The sequence below is a fragment of the Streptomyces sp. NPDC042259 genome, assembly GCF_055582085.1.
Map to the genome: position 1 here is coordinate 80042 of NZ_JBVJDW010000006.1, position 14071 is coordinate 94112.

The 14071-nt window shown below is 73.0% G+C and carries 13 protein-coding genes, 1 tRNA gene and 1 pseudogene; 10 read left to right on the top strand and 5 right to left on the bottom strand.

Features of this window, described 5'->3' with window-relative positions:
• Positions 1-139: 139 nt before the first annotated feature.
• Positions 140-227 (bottom strand) — tRNA-Leu (locus tag ACZ6MA_RS18110).
• Positions 228-452: 225 nt separating this feature from the next.
• Between ACZ6MA_RS18110 and ACZ6MA_RS18115 the strand changes: the two genes are divergently transcribed.
• From ACZ6MA_RS18115 to ACZ6MA_RS18125, 3 genes are all read left to right on the top strand, one after another.
• The gene (locus ACZ6MA_RS18115; protein ID WP_469434801.1) at positions 453-1787 is read left to right on the top strand and encodes a M20/M25/M40 family metallo-hydrolase; all 1335 of its coding nucleotides are present in this window, start codon (positions 453-455) and stop codon (positions 1785-1787) included.
• 142 nt (positions 1788-1929) lie between these two features.
• Positions 1930-2163 carry a chaplin gene (locus ACZ6MA_RS18120; protein WP_469434802.1) on the top strand — a complete coding sequence of 78 codons (234 nt, stop codon included), beginning with the start codon at positions 1930-1932 and terminating at the stop codon, positions 2161-2163.
• 139 nt (positions 2164-2302) lie between these two features.
• Positions 2303-3169: a chaplin gene (locus ACZ6MA_RS18125; RefSeq protein WP_469434804.1), complete on the top strand. Its 867-nt coding sequence runs from the start codon at positions 2303-2305 to the stop codon at positions 3167-3169.
• Positions 3170-3268: 99 nt separating this feature from the next.
• Here ACZ6MA_RS18125 and ACZ6MA_RS18130 read toward each other — a convergent pair whose 3' ends face one another.
• Positions 3269-3457, bottom strand: a complete 189-nt coding sequence (locus ACZ6MA_RS18130; RefSeq protein WP_106678739.1) for a DUF5703 family protein — start codon at positions 3455-3457, stop codon at positions 3269-3271.
• A gap of 47 nt (positions 3458-3504) precedes the next feature.
• Here ACZ6MA_RS18130 and ACZ6MA_RS18135 point away from each other — a divergent pair, with 47 nt between their 5' ends.
• Positions 3505-4242, top strand: coding sequence for a hypothetical protein (locus ACZ6MA_RS18135; RefSeq protein WP_469434806.1), 738 nt, complete (start codon positions 3505-3507; stop codon positions 4240-4242).
• Positions 4243-4311: 69 nt separating this feature from the next.
• Here the strand turns inward: ACZ6MA_RS18135 and ACZ6MA_RS18140 are convergent, their stop codons facing one another.
• The gene (locus ACZ6MA_RS18140; protein WP_469434807.1) at positions 4312-6630 is read right to left on the bottom strand and encodes a helix-hairpin-helix domain-containing protein; all 2319 of its coding nucleotides are present in this window, start codon (positions 6628-6630) and stop codon (positions 4312-4314) included.
• Positions 6627-6780 (bottom strand): annotated as a pseudogene (locus ACZ6MA_RS18145) (aldo/keto reductase); the annotation flags it as partial. The gene ACZ6MA_RS18140 and the pseudogene ACZ6MA_RS18145, both read right to left, overlap by 4 nt.
• 184 nt (positions 6781-6964) lie before the next feature.
• Between ACZ6MA_RS18145 and ACZ6MA_RS18150 the strand changes: the two are divergent.
• Positions 6965-8014: an LLM class F420-dependent oxidoreductase gene (locus ACZ6MA_RS18150; protein ID WP_469435180.1), complete on the top strand. Its 1050-nt coding sequence runs from the start codon at positions 6965-6967 to the stop codon at positions 8012-8014.
• Positions 8015-8484: 470 nt separating this feature from the next.
• The gene (locus ACZ6MA_RS18155; protein ID WP_469434809.1) at positions 8485-9273 is read left to right on the top strand and encodes a ferritin-like domain-containing protein; all 789 of its coding nucleotides are present in this window, start codon (positions 8485-8487) and stop codon (positions 9271-9273) included.
• Positions 9274-9353: 80 nt separating this feature from the next.
• On the opposite strand, the gene corA is transcribed toward ACZ6MA_RS18155, so the two are convergent.
• Complete coding sequence (corA, locus tag ACZ6MA_RS18160) at positions 9354-10337, bottom strand: magnesium/cobalt transporter CorA (RefSeq protein ID WP_469434811.1); 984 nt, start codon at positions 10335-10337, stop codon at positions 9354-9356.
• Between the two features lie 81 nt (positions 10338-10418).
• On the opposite strand from corA, the gene ACZ6MA_RS18165 reads away from it, so the two are divergent.
• The 4 genes from ACZ6MA_RS18165 (at position 10419) to mshC (ending at position 13991) form a co-directional block, all read left to right on the top strand.
• A complete protein-coding gene (locus ACZ6MA_RS18165) occupies positions 10419-11114 on the top strand; it encodes a histidine phosphatase family protein (RefSeq protein WP_469434812.1) in 696 nt (231 codons plus the stop codon).
• Between the two features lie 147 nt (positions 11115-11261).
• Positions 11262-11852, top strand: a complete 591-nt coding sequence (locus ACZ6MA_RS18170) for a DUF3090 domain-containing protein (RefSeq protein ID WP_469434813.1) — start codon at positions 11262-11264, stop codon at positions 11850-11852.
• A complete protein-coding gene (locus ACZ6MA_RS18175) occupies positions 11816-12655 on the top strand; it encodes an SCO1664 family protein (RefSeq protein WP_469434815.1) in 840 nt (279 codons plus the stop codon). The genes ACZ6MA_RS18170 and ACZ6MA_RS18175 overlap by 37 nt, the downstream gene beginning before the upstream one ends.
• A gap of 106 nt (positions 12656-12761) precedes the next feature.
• Positions 12762-13991, top strand: a complete 1230-nt coding sequence (gene mshC, locus ACZ6MA_RS18180; protein WP_469434816.1) for a cysteine--1-D-myo-inosityl 2-amino-2-deoxy-alpha-D-glucopyranoside ligase — start codon at positions 12762-12764, stop codon at positions 13989-13991.
• Positions 13992-14071: the final 80 nt, after the last annotated feature.

Consider the following 14071-nt stretch of genomic DNA (forward strand, 5'->3'; position numbering starts at 1 on the left):
GGTCGCTGCGCCTTGCGCCCATGCCTTGCCGGAGTTGCGGTCGGCCGGGGGCCGGGAAGTCCGCTCGGCCATCGGTCACATGGTGGGTCACACCACGGCCCGGAAACGCGAAAGACCCCACATGAAGTGGGGTCCCTGCTGGTGTCCGAGGGGGGACTTGAACCCCCACGCCCGATAAAGGGCACTAGCACCTCAAGCTAGCGCGTCTGCCATTCCGCCACCCGGACAAGGTGTCTGTCCTCGGGGCCGTGGCCCTTCCGACAGGGAAAACAATAGCAAACATCCAGGGGTGCTCGATCACCCGGCCGGGCGCCCCGAGGGGGGCTCGTGACGGGCGTGTGTCGGCGGCATTGCGGCCTTGGGCTGTGCGGACGGGAGAGAGAGGATGGCCGTGGACCCATGCCGGGCCGCCGGGCCGCGGCGGCCCCGGCGGCGAACCACGAGGAGGCAGCGTGAGCGAGTCGAAGCCCGGCCACAGCGGAACGGGCCGGAGCGCCGAGGACGAGGTCGTCGACCTCTGCCGTGATCTGATCCGCATCGACACCAGCAACTACGGCGATCACTCCGGGCCCGGCGAGCGCGTCGCGGCCGAGTACGTCGCCGAGAAGCTCGCCGAGGTGGGGCTCGAGCCCCAGATCTTCGAGTCCCATCAGGGGCGGGCCTCGACGGTGGCGCGGATCGAGGGTGAGGATCCCTCCCGGCCCGCGCTGCTGATCCACGGCCACACCGACGTCGTGCCCGCCGACCCCGGCGACTGGACCCACCACCCCTTCGCGGGCGAGATCGCGGACGGCTGCTTGTGGGGGCGCGGTGCGGTCGACATGAAGGACATGGACGCGATGACGCTCGCCGTCGTCCGCGACCGGATGCGCTCGGGCCGCAAGCCGCCGCGTGACGTCGTCCTCGCCTTCCTCGCCGACGAGGAGGCCGGGGGCACCTACGGCGCCCGGTACCTGGTGGACAAGCATCCCGGGCTCTTCGAAGGGGTGACCGAGGCGATCAGCGAGGTCGGCGGCTTCTCGTTCACCGTCAACGAGAACCTGCGGCTGTACCTGGTGGAGACCGCCCAGAAGGGCATGCACTGGATGCGGCTCACGGTGGAGGGCACCGCCGGGCACGGTTCGATGACCAACAACGACAACGCGATCACGGAGCTGTGCGAGGCGGTCGGCCGGCTCGGCCGGCACCGGTTCCCGGTCCGGGTGACCAAGACCGTGCGGTCCTTCCTCGACGAGCTGTCCGACGCGCTCGGCACCCCGCTCGACCCCGAGGACATGGAGGCCACCCTCGCCAAGCTCGGCGGCATCGCGAAGCTCATCGGGGCGACCCTGCGCAACACCGCCGCCCCGACGATGCTCGGCGCGGGCTACAAGGTCAATGTGATCCCGGGACAGGCGACGGCCCACGTCGACGGCCGTTTCCTGCCGGGGTACGAGGAGGAGTTCCTCGCCGATCTCGACCGAATCCTCGGGCCAAGGGTCAAGCGCGAGGACGTTCATGCCGACAAGGCATTGGAGACCACCTTCGACGGCAACCTGGTCGACGCCATGCAGACGGCGCTCAGGGCCGAGGACCCGATCGCGCGCGCCGTGCCGTACATGCTGTCCGGCGGCACCGACGCCAAGTCGTTCGACGACCTGGGCATCCGCGGCTTCGGGTTCGCGCCGCTCAAGCTGCCGCCGGAGCTGGACTTCGCCGGGATGTTCCACGGTGTGGACGAGCGAGTGCCACTCGACGGACTGAAGTTCGGCGCACGGGTGCTCGACCGGTTCCTGGACGAGTGCTGAGGATTTCGTCAATGTGTGCGCTTCCGGCGCGCACTTAACCGGAAAGGGTGAATGGCCAAAGCATCACGTAGCTCGCCCACTTCCTCGTCGTTACGTCTATGCGGTCCGCGGCTGGGACCGCATTGCCAACAAGGAGGAACCAATGCTCAAGAAGGTCGTCGCTGCCGCGGCTGCCACCAGTGGTCTCGTGCTCGCCGGCGCGGGCGTGGCCGCTGCGCACTCGGGCGCCCAGGGAGCTGCCGTGGCCTCGCCCGGCATTGTCTCCGGCAACGTGGTCCAGGTGCCGGTCAGCGTCCCGGTGAACATCTGCGGCAACACGGTCAACGTTGTCGGGCTGCTGAACCCCACCTTCGGCAACACCTGCGTCAACAAGTGACGTTGTTCCTCACCCCGTAAGGGTGTGGACCGAGGCGGCCCCGGAGTGCGCGCCATGCGCTCCGGGGCCGTCGGGCATTCGACGTGCGGCCGACTCGGACGCGCGTAATTCCGCTTGGTAGAAGGCAGAAGGAATAGCTATGCGACAGGTCGCCAAAAAGGGCTTGCTCACAGCGGCGGCGGCGAGCAGCGTACTCGCCGTGACCGGCGGCTACGCCGCACACGCGGACTCGGGCGCCATGGGCACCGCCGCGCACTCGCCGGGCGTCGCGTCCGGCAACACCGTGCAGGTCCCGGTGCACGTGCCGGTCAACGCCTGCGGCAACACGGTGAACGTGGTGGGGCTGCTGAACCCCGCCTCGGGCAACAAGTGCGCCAATGTGTCCGGCGGCCACGGCAAGGGCCACAGCGGCAACGGCCACGGCAACCACGGCCACGGCAACCACGGCCACGGGAACGGCCACGGCCACGGCGGTCACGGGGCCGACGGGAAGAGCGTCGGCTCGCCGGGCGTCGCGTCCGGCAACGCCGTCCAGGTCCCGGTGCAGGTGCCGGTCAACGCGTGCGGGAACAGCGTCGACGTCGTCGGCATCGGCAACTCCGCCACCGGCAACGAGTGCGTCAACAACGGGCACGTCCACGGCCACGGCCCGCAGGGCCCGGGGCACAAGCCGCCGCACGAGAAGCCCGGCCACGAGCAGCCCGGCCACAAGCCCCCGGCGAAGCACAACCCGCCCGCCGAGAAGCCCGGCCACAAGCCGCCGGCCAAGCACACCCCCTCGCACGAGAAGCCCGGCCACGAGCAGCCCGGTCACAAGCCGGCCGGTCACGCCAAGCCGGCCACCGAGGTGAAGGCCGCCCACGAGGAGGAGGCCTCCTTCCCGGTGGCCAAGGCCAGTGAGCTCGCGCACACCGGTGCGGGCCAGCTCGGCATCGCCGTCCCGGCCGTGGGACTCCTGCTCGGCGGCGCGGTGCTCTACCGCCGCGCGCGTGCCGCGCAGGACTGATTCACACCGCCCGGTCCCGGACGGAACCGGCCCGGGACCGGCAGTCAGGCCGACAGCACGGAGCGGGCCCCGCGATCGCGGGGCCCGCTCCGTACGTTTTCACCACGTGGCACGCACCTGGCGGATGATCCGACGCCGCAGCCGCACCCTGCGGCTGCCGTCGGGATAAAGACGCAGTCGGTCCAACTCCCAGTGTCCGTACTCGGCATGGTCGGTCAGCAAGCGAGTGGCTGCTCCTCGGGAGACCCCTCGAGGCACATACACATCACAGAATTCGTATTCCGGCATCGCATCTATTGTGCGGGAACGGCCTCGGTGCGGATAGCGTCTGCACTATGTCTGATGCTGCGCAGCCAACCGCTGCCGAGGTACGCGCCGCCGCCGAGGCGGTCAAAGCCGCGCTGGACCGCCACCTCGATGCCGTCGAACACCGGTCGGGAGCGACCGATCCGGCTGTCTACGCCGCGTTCAACGAGCTGGCCGCGACAGCCGAGGCGTACGACGAGCTGCTGTACGACGCCTATGACGAGGTCACCCCCTTCGAGATCCCCGGCGACGACACGCTGCCCGCGTACGCCGGGCCCGAGGAGCCCAGCGCGCTCAGTGTGCTGATCCGCCGGGACTACGCGGTGCTGGAGCCACACCGGCTGCTCGCCCAGGCCCGGCGCGTGGCGGACCTCGACCCCGACGTCGACGTGCCGCCGGGCGCGCCGGCGGGCGCGGCGGATCTCGTGGGCCGGAGCGTCCACGCCGCCCTCGGGGTGCTTTTCGGCGAGTACGAACCGGACGAGATCGCATCCCGGCACAAGGAGTTCGGCCTGGAGGAAGGCGACTCCACCTTGTGGGTGGCGGCGGCCGACGACCCCGCCGAGCCCGGCGAGTGGCTGTCCGCCCCCTTCGAGCAGGCCGATCCGCAGCGGGTCATCTGCCGCTTCGACGTCAGCGCGGTCTTCGACGAGGAACTCGGTCTCGACGAGGACGGCGACGAGGACGAGGGCCCGGAACCGGCCGGGGCCGCGGAGGACGATGAGGCGGAGGACGAGGAGGCGGGGCCCGCGGGCCCCGGCCGCTGAGGGGCCGCGCGGAGTGACCCCGGGCCGGGAGCGCGGCGGCGCCCCGGCCCCCGGGTCATCCGCCGGGGCTCACGCCTCCGGCTGGGGTGCCTTCAGCAGGGACCGCAGCCGGGTGGTCCGCTCCTTCGCCGGGACCTCCGCCACCGCGCGGGGCAGCGCCTGGTCCACACCGTGCACGACCGACAGATGCCGCTCGCCCCGGCTGAACGCGGTGTAGACCCACGACCTCGTCAGCTCCTGGGCGGTGTCGCCGGGGAGCACCACCACGGCCGCCGGCCAGCGGGTACCGGCCGCCTGGTGCGCGGTGACGGCCCAGCCGTGCCGCACGGTCTCGCCTACCCGCTCGGGCGGGACGACGACGGGCGAGCCCGCGCAGTCCAGCCGGAGCCCCGCCGCGTCCGCCGAGACGACCGTGCCCGGGACCATGCGGCCCGGCGCCGGTACGTAGGCGATCCGGTCGCCGGGGTCGAAGCCGCCGAAGCGGCCCGGCCCGGGGTTGAGCCGCTCCTTCAAGGCCGCGTTGAGCGCCCGGGTGCCGACGGCACCGCCGTGGCCCGGTGTGATCACCTGGGTGTGCTCGGCGGGCACGCCGATGGCGCGCGGCACCGAGTCCGCGACGAGCTGCACCGTGCGGTGCACGGCCTCGCCCGCGTCCCGCACCGGGACGATCACGACCTCCTTGCCGGGGGCGTCCACCGTGGTCAGCTCACCGACCCCGATCCCCGACACCAGCTCGCCGATCGGGCCCGCGTCGGGGGTGCGGGAGACGACCGCCGGGCAGGCCCGGGCCGCCACCACGTCCGCGAAGACCCTGCCCGGGCCGGCCGACCACAGCACACCGGGGTCACCGCTCAGCACCAGCCGGGCACCGTCCGTCAGCGACTCCACCAGCATCGCCGCCGTCTCCACGTCCAGCTGCGGAGCGTCCAGCACCGCCAGCACGTCGAGCGCGAGGGCGCCTTCCGCGTCCCGCCCGGGGCCCTCCCGGCCGGACAGCAGCCCGGCGACGGTGACCGCTTCGGGGTCGCCGAGCGCGACGAGACGCCGCTTGCCGTCCTCGGTGTGCGCGGCGGCACAGGCCCGCAGGCCCAGGGCCCGGGCCGCGACGACGAGGGCGAGGGGCTCCGCACGGGCCGCCTCCCCACCGCTGTGCGTCACCAGCCCGGAGGCCGCGACGGCACGGATCAGCTCCGCGGCCGAGGGGGAGGGCGCGGCGGCCGCGGCGGCCTCCCAGTCGGGGGCACTAGCGGCACCCCCGGCACCCTCCTCGGTACCGGTTTCGGCTTCCGGCCCGGCTCCGGCGGGGGTTCCGGCTCCCGCGCCGTCCTGCCCGTCTGCCGCGGCGGCGTCCGCCGTATCCGTGCCGAAGGTGTTGATCAACCGGGCGAGGCCGTCGGCCAGGCTCTCCTCCGCCATCGCGTAGCGGTCCAGCCCGAGCAGCAGCCGGACCGGGACCTCCGGCTCCGAGCCGTCCGGCTCGGGACGGGTGGCACCCGGGGTCTCCAGGGCCTCCTGGAACACCAGCACCGAGCCCTCCGCGAGCGCGCTCTGCAGCGCCTCGTCGGGCTCCGGCACCGACTGCTTGCCGAGCGCGGCGCGCAGCACCGATGCCTCCAGCACGGTGTGCCCGGCCAGCGCGGCACGCTCCAGCAGCCAGCCGACCAGGGCCTGGCCCCGGCGCTCGTCACCCGGGCCGCACTCCGGGCCCAGCAGCGCCCGCGCGAACCCGTCCGCCTGCTCCGGGCGCACGCCCGGGACCGCCAGCAGCCGCCAGGGGTCCTCGCGCAGGGCCTCGGCGGCCTGCTCCCCGAGCGCCCCCACCACTTGCTCGGCCAGCGTCTGGGGGGCACCGCCCGCGGCGAGCACCTGACGCACGCCGTCGAGGCCTTCGGCGCTGATGGGCGGGGCCTGCCGTGCCGGAGCGGGGGCCGCCACGGCCGCCGGCGCCGAGGCTCGCTCCGGCCGGGGGGCGGCACCGGCCGCCGGTGCCGGCGCGGCGGCGCGCCGGCCACCGGACGGCCCGGTGAAGAACGACGCCGCCGGGCGCTCTCCGCTCTCCACGGCACGTACCGCGGCCGCGAGCGCCTCCGCGGCGGCGGACCGGCCGCCGGGGGCCGGGGCGGCGGCCCCGCCACCGGGGGACCCCGCCGCCGGCGGCGCCGGGGGCTGTCCCTCCCGCGTCCGGTCCTCGGCCTGGGAACCGTCGCCGTCCGAAGCGTCCTCGGCCGAAGCGTCGCCGTCCGGACCGGCCCCCAAGTCGTCGGCGGGGACGGCCGGTGCGGCGCCGTCACCCGGCTCGCCCGGCTTCCCCGGCTCGGCTGGGGCGGCCTCCTCGGGGGAGGGCGCGGGCGCGTCCTCGACGGCGAGGGGGTCGCGGTCGGTACTCACAGCGTGCTCCAGTCCTGATCGGGATAGCGGTGCACGGGCGCCGACACAACGTCGAGCGCCTGGCAGATCTCGTCTGGAAGAGTAAGGCTCTCCACTGACAACGCGGCGCTGAGCCGCGTCGCGCACCCACGCGAGAGCCACCCGCAAGGGGGCCGCCCGGTCCGTGACACCCGCGGTCCCGTGCGGCCCGGCTCCATGAGCGCCGAGGTTACCGGCCACGGCCGCGTCGGTGGCCGCCTGTGGACAACGGGCCGATGACGTACACCGGGTCGGCGCGCTACAGTCCCCGGAACAACGACGTTACTGATCGGTAAGGGGAGTCCGCATGGGTCGGATGAGGCTCGGAATCAACCTCGGCTACTGGGGCGCCGGGATGGACGCGGACAACCTCGCGGTCGCCCGCGAGGCCGACCGGCTGGGCTACGCGGTCTGCTGGGCGGCCGAGGCGTACGGCTCCGACGCGGCCACCGTGCTCTCCTGGGTCGCGGCGCAGACCGAGCGGATCGACGTCGGTTCGGCGATCTTCCAGATCCCGGCCCGTACGCCCACGATGACCGCCATGACGGCCGCGACCCTCGACTCCCTCTCCGGCGGCCGGTTCCGCCTCGGCCTCGGCGTCTCCGGCCCGCAGGTCTCCGAGGGCTGGTACGGCGTGAAGTTCGACAAGCCGCTCGCCCGCACCCGTGAGTACGTCGAGATCATCCGCAAGGCCATGTCCCGTGAGCGCGTCGCCCACGAGGGCGAGCACTGGACGCTGCCGCTGCCCGGCGGCCCGGGCAAGCCCATCAAGCTCACCGTCCACCCGGTGCGCGAGCACATCCCGCTCTACATCGCGGCCATCGGCCCGAAGAACCTGGAGCAGACGGGCGAGATCGCCGACGGTGCCCTCCTCGTCTTCTTCGCCCCCGAGCACGCCGAGGAGACCACCCTGGGCGCCCTGCGGGCCGGCCGCGCGAAGGCGGGCAAGGACCTCGACGGCTTCGACATCGTGCCGACCGTGCCCATGGCCGTCGGCGACGACGTCAACGCCCTCGCGGACCTCTTCCGCCCGTACACCGCCCTCTACGTCGGCGGCATGGGCAGCGCCAAGCAGAACTTCTACAACAAGCTCGCCCAGCGCATGGGGTACGAGAAGGCCGCCGCCGAGATCCAGGAGAAGTACCTCTCCGGGGACAAGGAGGGCGCCGCGGCCGCGGTGCCGCGCGAGCTGATCGACTCCACCACCCTGCTCGGGCCGGTGGAGCGCGTGGCCGACCGCATGCAGGCCTATGCGGACGCCGGGGTCACCACCCTGTCGCTGGCCCCCGCCGGGTTCACCCTCGACGAGCGCCTCGCGAGCCTGCGGGCCGGCGTCGCCGCGCTGGAGCGGGCGGGTCTGGCCTAGCGCTGTCCGCGGAGTTCCGGCCGCGGGCCCGTCTGTGCCGCCTGCGGCGGCGAGCGCCGCTCGCCTGGCCGGCGTCTCTTCGGCTGCGGGCCGGATGTGCCGCCTGCGGCGGCGGGCGCCCTGCGGGCGCGTCCTCAATCGCCGGACGGGCTTGATTTGAGCCCGTCCGGCGATTGAGGACAGAACACAGCAGCCCGTCCGGCGATTGAGGACACACCGCCGCGCAGCGGGCGGACGTCCGAAAGGATCCGCGGCCGTGGTGGGGGCTCGGGGTGTCTTCCCCGCCACGGCCGTCACCGAGGACAACGCCCGTTCGGCCCCGTGGTTACGCGTCGACGGCCCCCGTACCGTGCTTTCGCCGGGCCCCCCGGCGTCCCGCATTCGGCCGAGCGCGCGGTGTCAGCGTTTGCCGCGCCCCGCCCACGGCACTTGACTTTGCCTTCGGGACGTCGTGCACGGAGGTGGCAGTCATGCTCTCGGCCAGAAGCGTGTTCCAGGAGATCCTCGACAACGACGAGTCGTACCGACTCTTCTGCTCCATCGCCGCCGGCGGCGAAACGCAAGGGGGCTGGGAGAACGGCCGGATCGCCGCACTGGTGCCACCGGAACAGCGCGCGCTCGCGCCCAAGATCGCACGGCATGGCGCGGACGAGGACAAGCACGGACGGATCTTCCTCGCCCTGCTCCACAAACGCGGGCTGGAGCCCGTCCCGGTCCCCCCGGAGACCGACTACACGGGCATCCTCGAACGCCGGGGCATCGGCCTTCCGCACACGAAGCTGCGCGCCGACGCCCCGCTGACCGAGCGGGACATCGTCACCTACCTCGCCCACAGCCGGGTCACCGAGCAGCGCGCCTCCGACCAGATGGACATGCTCACCCGGCACTTCGGCGAGCACCCGGAGGTCGGCAGGGCGATCCGGATGATCTGTCACGACGAGGCCAACCACCTCGCCTACTGCCACGAGGAACTGCTGCGGCTCGCCGCCGCGGGACACGGCCGGACGATCCAGTCGATCCTGCGGGAGAGCGCCCTCGCCGAAACCGCTGTCTACCGGGACGTCAGCCTCGCGGTGATGGAACACATGGGCCGTATCCTGCGGTGGCCGAAGGCCAAGTCCGCGGTGCTCACGGCGGGCATCCGCGCCATGTACGGCTACGAGCGGCTCGGCGGCTGGCGGCGGATGGTCGCGCTGCGGCCGCCCGACCGGCTCGACGCGCTGGGCGGCTCCGCCGACCCCGCCCCCGAGTACGCCTGACCCCGGCCGTCCGGCCGGCCCGTCCCGCCCCCTGTGCCGTGCTGTGCCGGGCTGTGCCGCTCCGGGGAGCCCGCGCGGCCTCAGAGCCAGCCGCGCCGCTGGAAGAGCCGGTACAGCAGGATCTCCAGCACGGCCAGCAGCAACAGCACCGCCGGGTACCCCCACGGCTGGTGCAGCTCCGGCATGTGGTCGAAGTTCATCCCGTACACCCCGGCGACCGTCGTCGGGAGGGCCGCCATGGCCGCCCACGCCGAGATCTTGCGCATGTCGTCGTTCTGCTGCACGCCGGTCTGCGCGAGATGCGCCGAGAGAATGTCCGAAAGCAGCCGGTCCAAGCCCTCCGTCGACTCGTTCGCCCGGGTCAGATGATCACTCACATCCCGGAAGAACGGCTGGGATCCGCTGTCCACGAACGGCAGCCGTGCCTCCGCGAGCCGGGTCATCGGCTCGGCCAGCGGGACCGTCGCCCGCCGGAACTCCACCACCTGCCGCTTGAAGGCGTAGATCCGCGAGGCGGTGTTCCTGTTGTCCCCGCCGACCGGCGCGAACACCTCGGCCTCCAGCTCCTCCAGATCCACCTGGAGCGCCGCCACCACCTCGATGTAGTGGTCCACGACCGCGTCGCTCACCGCGTACATCACCGCCGTCGGGCCGTGTTTGAGTACCTCCGGCTCGTGTTCCAGCCGCTGCCGCACCCGCGCGAGCGGACTGCCCTCGCCGTGCCGGACCGAGACCACGAACCCGTCGCCGACGAACAGCATCAGCTCACCGGTGGTGACCGTGCCCGCCGTGTCGTCATAGGTGGTGGGCTTCAGCACCATGAACAGCGAGTCGTCGTACACCTCCAGCTTCGGCCGCTGGTGCGCGTTGAGCGCGTCCTCGACGGCCAGCGGATGCAGCCCGAACGCGTTCGTCACCAGAGCGAACTCGTCCTCCGTGGGCTCGTACAGCCCGACCCACACGAAGGAGTGCCCCTCGGCGCGCGCCTCGGCCAGCGCCGCCGAGAGGTCTGCGGGGCCCTCCGTGCGGTGTCCGTCCCGGTAGATGCCGACGTCGACGATCATGACAAACATTGTTCCCCAATCCGCGAGGAGTGCACCAAAGAGGCGGGTGGGACAGCCGGGTACGGACGTAGGCTGGTCGTCATGCCCACGCTGATCCTGCTCCGGCACGGCCGGTCCACCGCCAACACCGGGGGAGTGCTCGCCGGGTGGACCCCCGGGGTCGCCCTCGACGAGCGGGGCGCCGCCCAGGCGGCCGCCCTCCCCGGCAGGCTCCGGGCCGTCCCGCTCGCCGCCGTCGTCGCCAGCCCGCTCCAGCGCTGCCAGGAGACCGTGGCACCCCTGCTCGCCGCGCGGCCCGCCCTGCCGTCGCACACCGACGAGCGGATCGGCGAATGCCACTACGGCGACTGGTCGGGCCGCAAGCTCGCCGAACTGCACGAGGAGCCGCTGATGGCCGTCGTGCAGCAGTACCCCTCCGCCGCCGCCTTCCCCGGCGGGGAGTCCGTACGCGCCATGCAGGCCCGGGCACTGGAGGCGGTCCGCGACTGGAACGAGCGGATCGAGCGGGAACACGGCCCGGACGCCGTCTACCTCATGTGCACCCACGGCGACATCATCAAGGCCCTCGTCGCCGACGCCCTCGGCCTCCACCTCGACCTCTTCCAGCGGATCGCCGTCGACCCCTGCTCGGTCACCGCCATCCGCCACACCCGGCTGCGCCCCTACCTGGCGCGCCTCGGCGACACCGGTGACCTGGCCGATCTCGCCCCGAGCGGGCAGCCGCCGACCGAGCGCGAGGGGGACGCGGCCGTCGGGGGCGGTGCGGGAGCACCGTGATCGTCGTGCGCAGTAGGGTGGTGAGGCGGGGGCACCCGTCCCACCACCGGTGACCGCCCCGCCGGAGCGGGCCCGTACCGCCCGGCACGGCTCGGTACGCGACCGGGCACCACCACTTCGACCACCCGAACCAAATGGAGCAGGACGTTGTCCCGTCAGGTGTTCCTTTATGACCCGCCGGACCGTTTCGTCGCCGGCACGGTCGGGCTGCCGGGCCGCCGCGTTTTCTTCCTCCAGGCCTCGGCGGCCGGCCGGACCACCAGCGTCATGCTGGAGAAGACCCAGGTGGAGGCGCTCGCCGAGCGCATCGACGAGCTGCTGGACGAGGTGGTCCGGCGTACCGGCGGCAATGCCCCGGTGCCGGCCATGGCGCCCGCCGAACTCGCCGACACCGCCCCGCTGGAGACCCCCGTGGAGGAGGAGTTCCGGGTCGGCACCATGGCGCTGGCCTGGGACGGTGAGCACGAGCGGATGGTGGTGGAGGCACAGGCCCTCGTCGAGCTGGCGGCGGACACCGAGGAAGACCTCGCCGAGGCCGAGGAGCGGCTGCTCAAGGACGAGGCGAACGGTCCGCCGATGCTGCGCGTCCGGCTGACCGGCACCATGGCCCGCGCGTTCGCCAAGCGCGCCCTCGAAGTCGTCAACGCCGGCCGCCCGCCGTGCCCGCTGTGCAGCCTGCCGCTCGACCCGGAGGGACACGTATGTCCGCGCCAGAACGGATACCGCCGCGGAGCGTGAGCCCGCACGAGCTGCTGACCCGGGGTGAGCTGACGGTGCGCGGCCGGATCCGGGAGGCCTCCAACGCGGTCCTGTACTGCACGGTCACCTACGAGGACGTCAGCGCCGCCTGTGTCTACAAGCCGGTCGCCGGGGAGCGCCCGCTGTGGGACTTCCCCGACGGGAGCCTGGCGCGGCGCGAGGTGGCGGCCTACGAACTCTCCGAGGCCATGGGCTGGGGCCTCGTCCCGCCGACGGTGCTGCGCGACGGCCCCTACGGCGAGGGCATGTGCCAGCTGTGGATCGAGGGCCCGGCCGAGGACGGGGAGCGGGCCGCCGGCGCGGAGCTGCTGGCGCTGGTCGAGGGCGCGGAGCCGGGCCCGGGCTGGAAGGCCGTCGGCTTCGCGGACGTGGGGGAGGACCGCACCGCGCTGCTGGTGCACGCCGACGACGTGCGGCTGCGGCGGCTGGCCGTGCTCGACGCGGTGATCAACAACGGTGACCGCAAGGGCGGTCATCTGCTGCCCGCGGCCGACGGCCGGCTGTACGCCATCGACCACGGTGTGACCTTCAACGCCGACGACAAGCTGCGCACCCTGCTGTGGGGCTGGGCCGGTGAGCCGCTGCCCGAGGAGGCCCTGGAGGCCCTGCGGCGACTTTCGGCCGATCTGGCCGAGGGGCAGGCGCTCGCCGCCCGACTGGCCGAACTGATCACACCCGCCGAGATCGCGGCGCTACGGGACCGGGTCGCGGATCTTCTGCGGACCGGACGGCACCGCGAGCCCAGTGGACAGTGGCCCGCCATCCCCTGGCCGCCGGTCTGACCCGCACGGCGGGAACACATGGACCCACACCGCGCAAGAGTGCCTCTTCGGCCAAGAGCCGAGTCCGGTTCGTATCCGGAACATGCGTCCGGTTAGGCTTCAGGACATGCATGCCTGGCCCGCTTCTGAGGTACCCGCCCTGCCTGGCAGTGGCCGCGACCTCCGGATCCACGACACCGTGACCGGCGAACGAGTGACCCTCGCCCCCGGTCCCGTCGCCCGTATCTATGTCTGCGGCATCACGCCGTACGACGCCACCCACATGGGGCACGCGGCGACCTACAACGCGTTCGACCTCGTGCAGCGCGTGTGGCTCGACACCAAGCGGCAGGTCCACTACGTCCAGAACGTCACCGACATCGACGACCCGCTGCTGGAGCGGGCCCTCGCCAACGGTGACGACTGGACCGCGCTCGCCGAGCGTGAGACCGCCCTCTTCCGCGAGGACATGACCGCGCTGCGGCTCCTGCCGCCGCGGCACTACGTCGGCGCCGTGGAGTCGATACCGAAGATCGTTCCCCTGGTGGAGCGGCTGCGCGACGCCGGGGCCGCCTACGAGCTCGAAGGCGACATCTACTTCTCCGTCGAGTCCGACAGCCACTTCGGCGAGGTCTCCGGCCTCGACGCCGAAGCGATGCGGTTGCTGTCCGCCGAGCGCGGCGGCGACCCGGACCGTCCCGGCAAGAAGAACCCCCTCGACCCCATGCTGTGGATGGCCGCCCGCCCGGGCGAGCCCAGCTGGGACGGCGCCTCCCTCGGCCCCGGCCGCCCCGGCTGGCACATCGAGTGCGTCGCCATCGCCCTCGAGCACTTCGGCATGGGCTTCGACGTCCAGGGCGGCGGCAGCGACCTCGTCTTCCCGCACCACGAGATGGGCGCCTCGCACGCCCATGCGCTCACCGGCGAGCACCCGTACGCCAAGACGTACGTCCACGCCGGCATGGTCGCCCTGCACGGCCAGAAGATGTCCAAGTCCAAGGGCAACCTGGTCTTCGTCTCCCGGCTGCGCCGCGACGGCATCGACCCCGCCGCCATCCGGCTCGCCCTGCTCGCCCACCACTACCGGGCCGACTGGGAGTGGACCGACGCCGTCATGGACGAGGCGCTGGAGCGCCTCGGTCGCTGGCGCGCGGCGGTCTCGCGGCCGGACGGGCCGTCCGCCGACGCCCTGGTGGAGGAGATCCGCGACGCCCTCGCGGACGACCTCGACGCCCCGGCCGCGCTCGCCGCGGTCGACCGCTGGGCCGCCGCCCAGAGCGCCGACGGCGGCACGGACGAGGGCGCGCCCGGCCTCGTCTCCCGGGCCGTCGACGCACTGCTCGGCGTGGCCCTGTGACGGCCTGATCCCCCGCACGACCCCACGAGGGCGCCCCCCGGCTCGAACGGCCGGGGGGCGCCCTTCTTCGTGGGCGGACA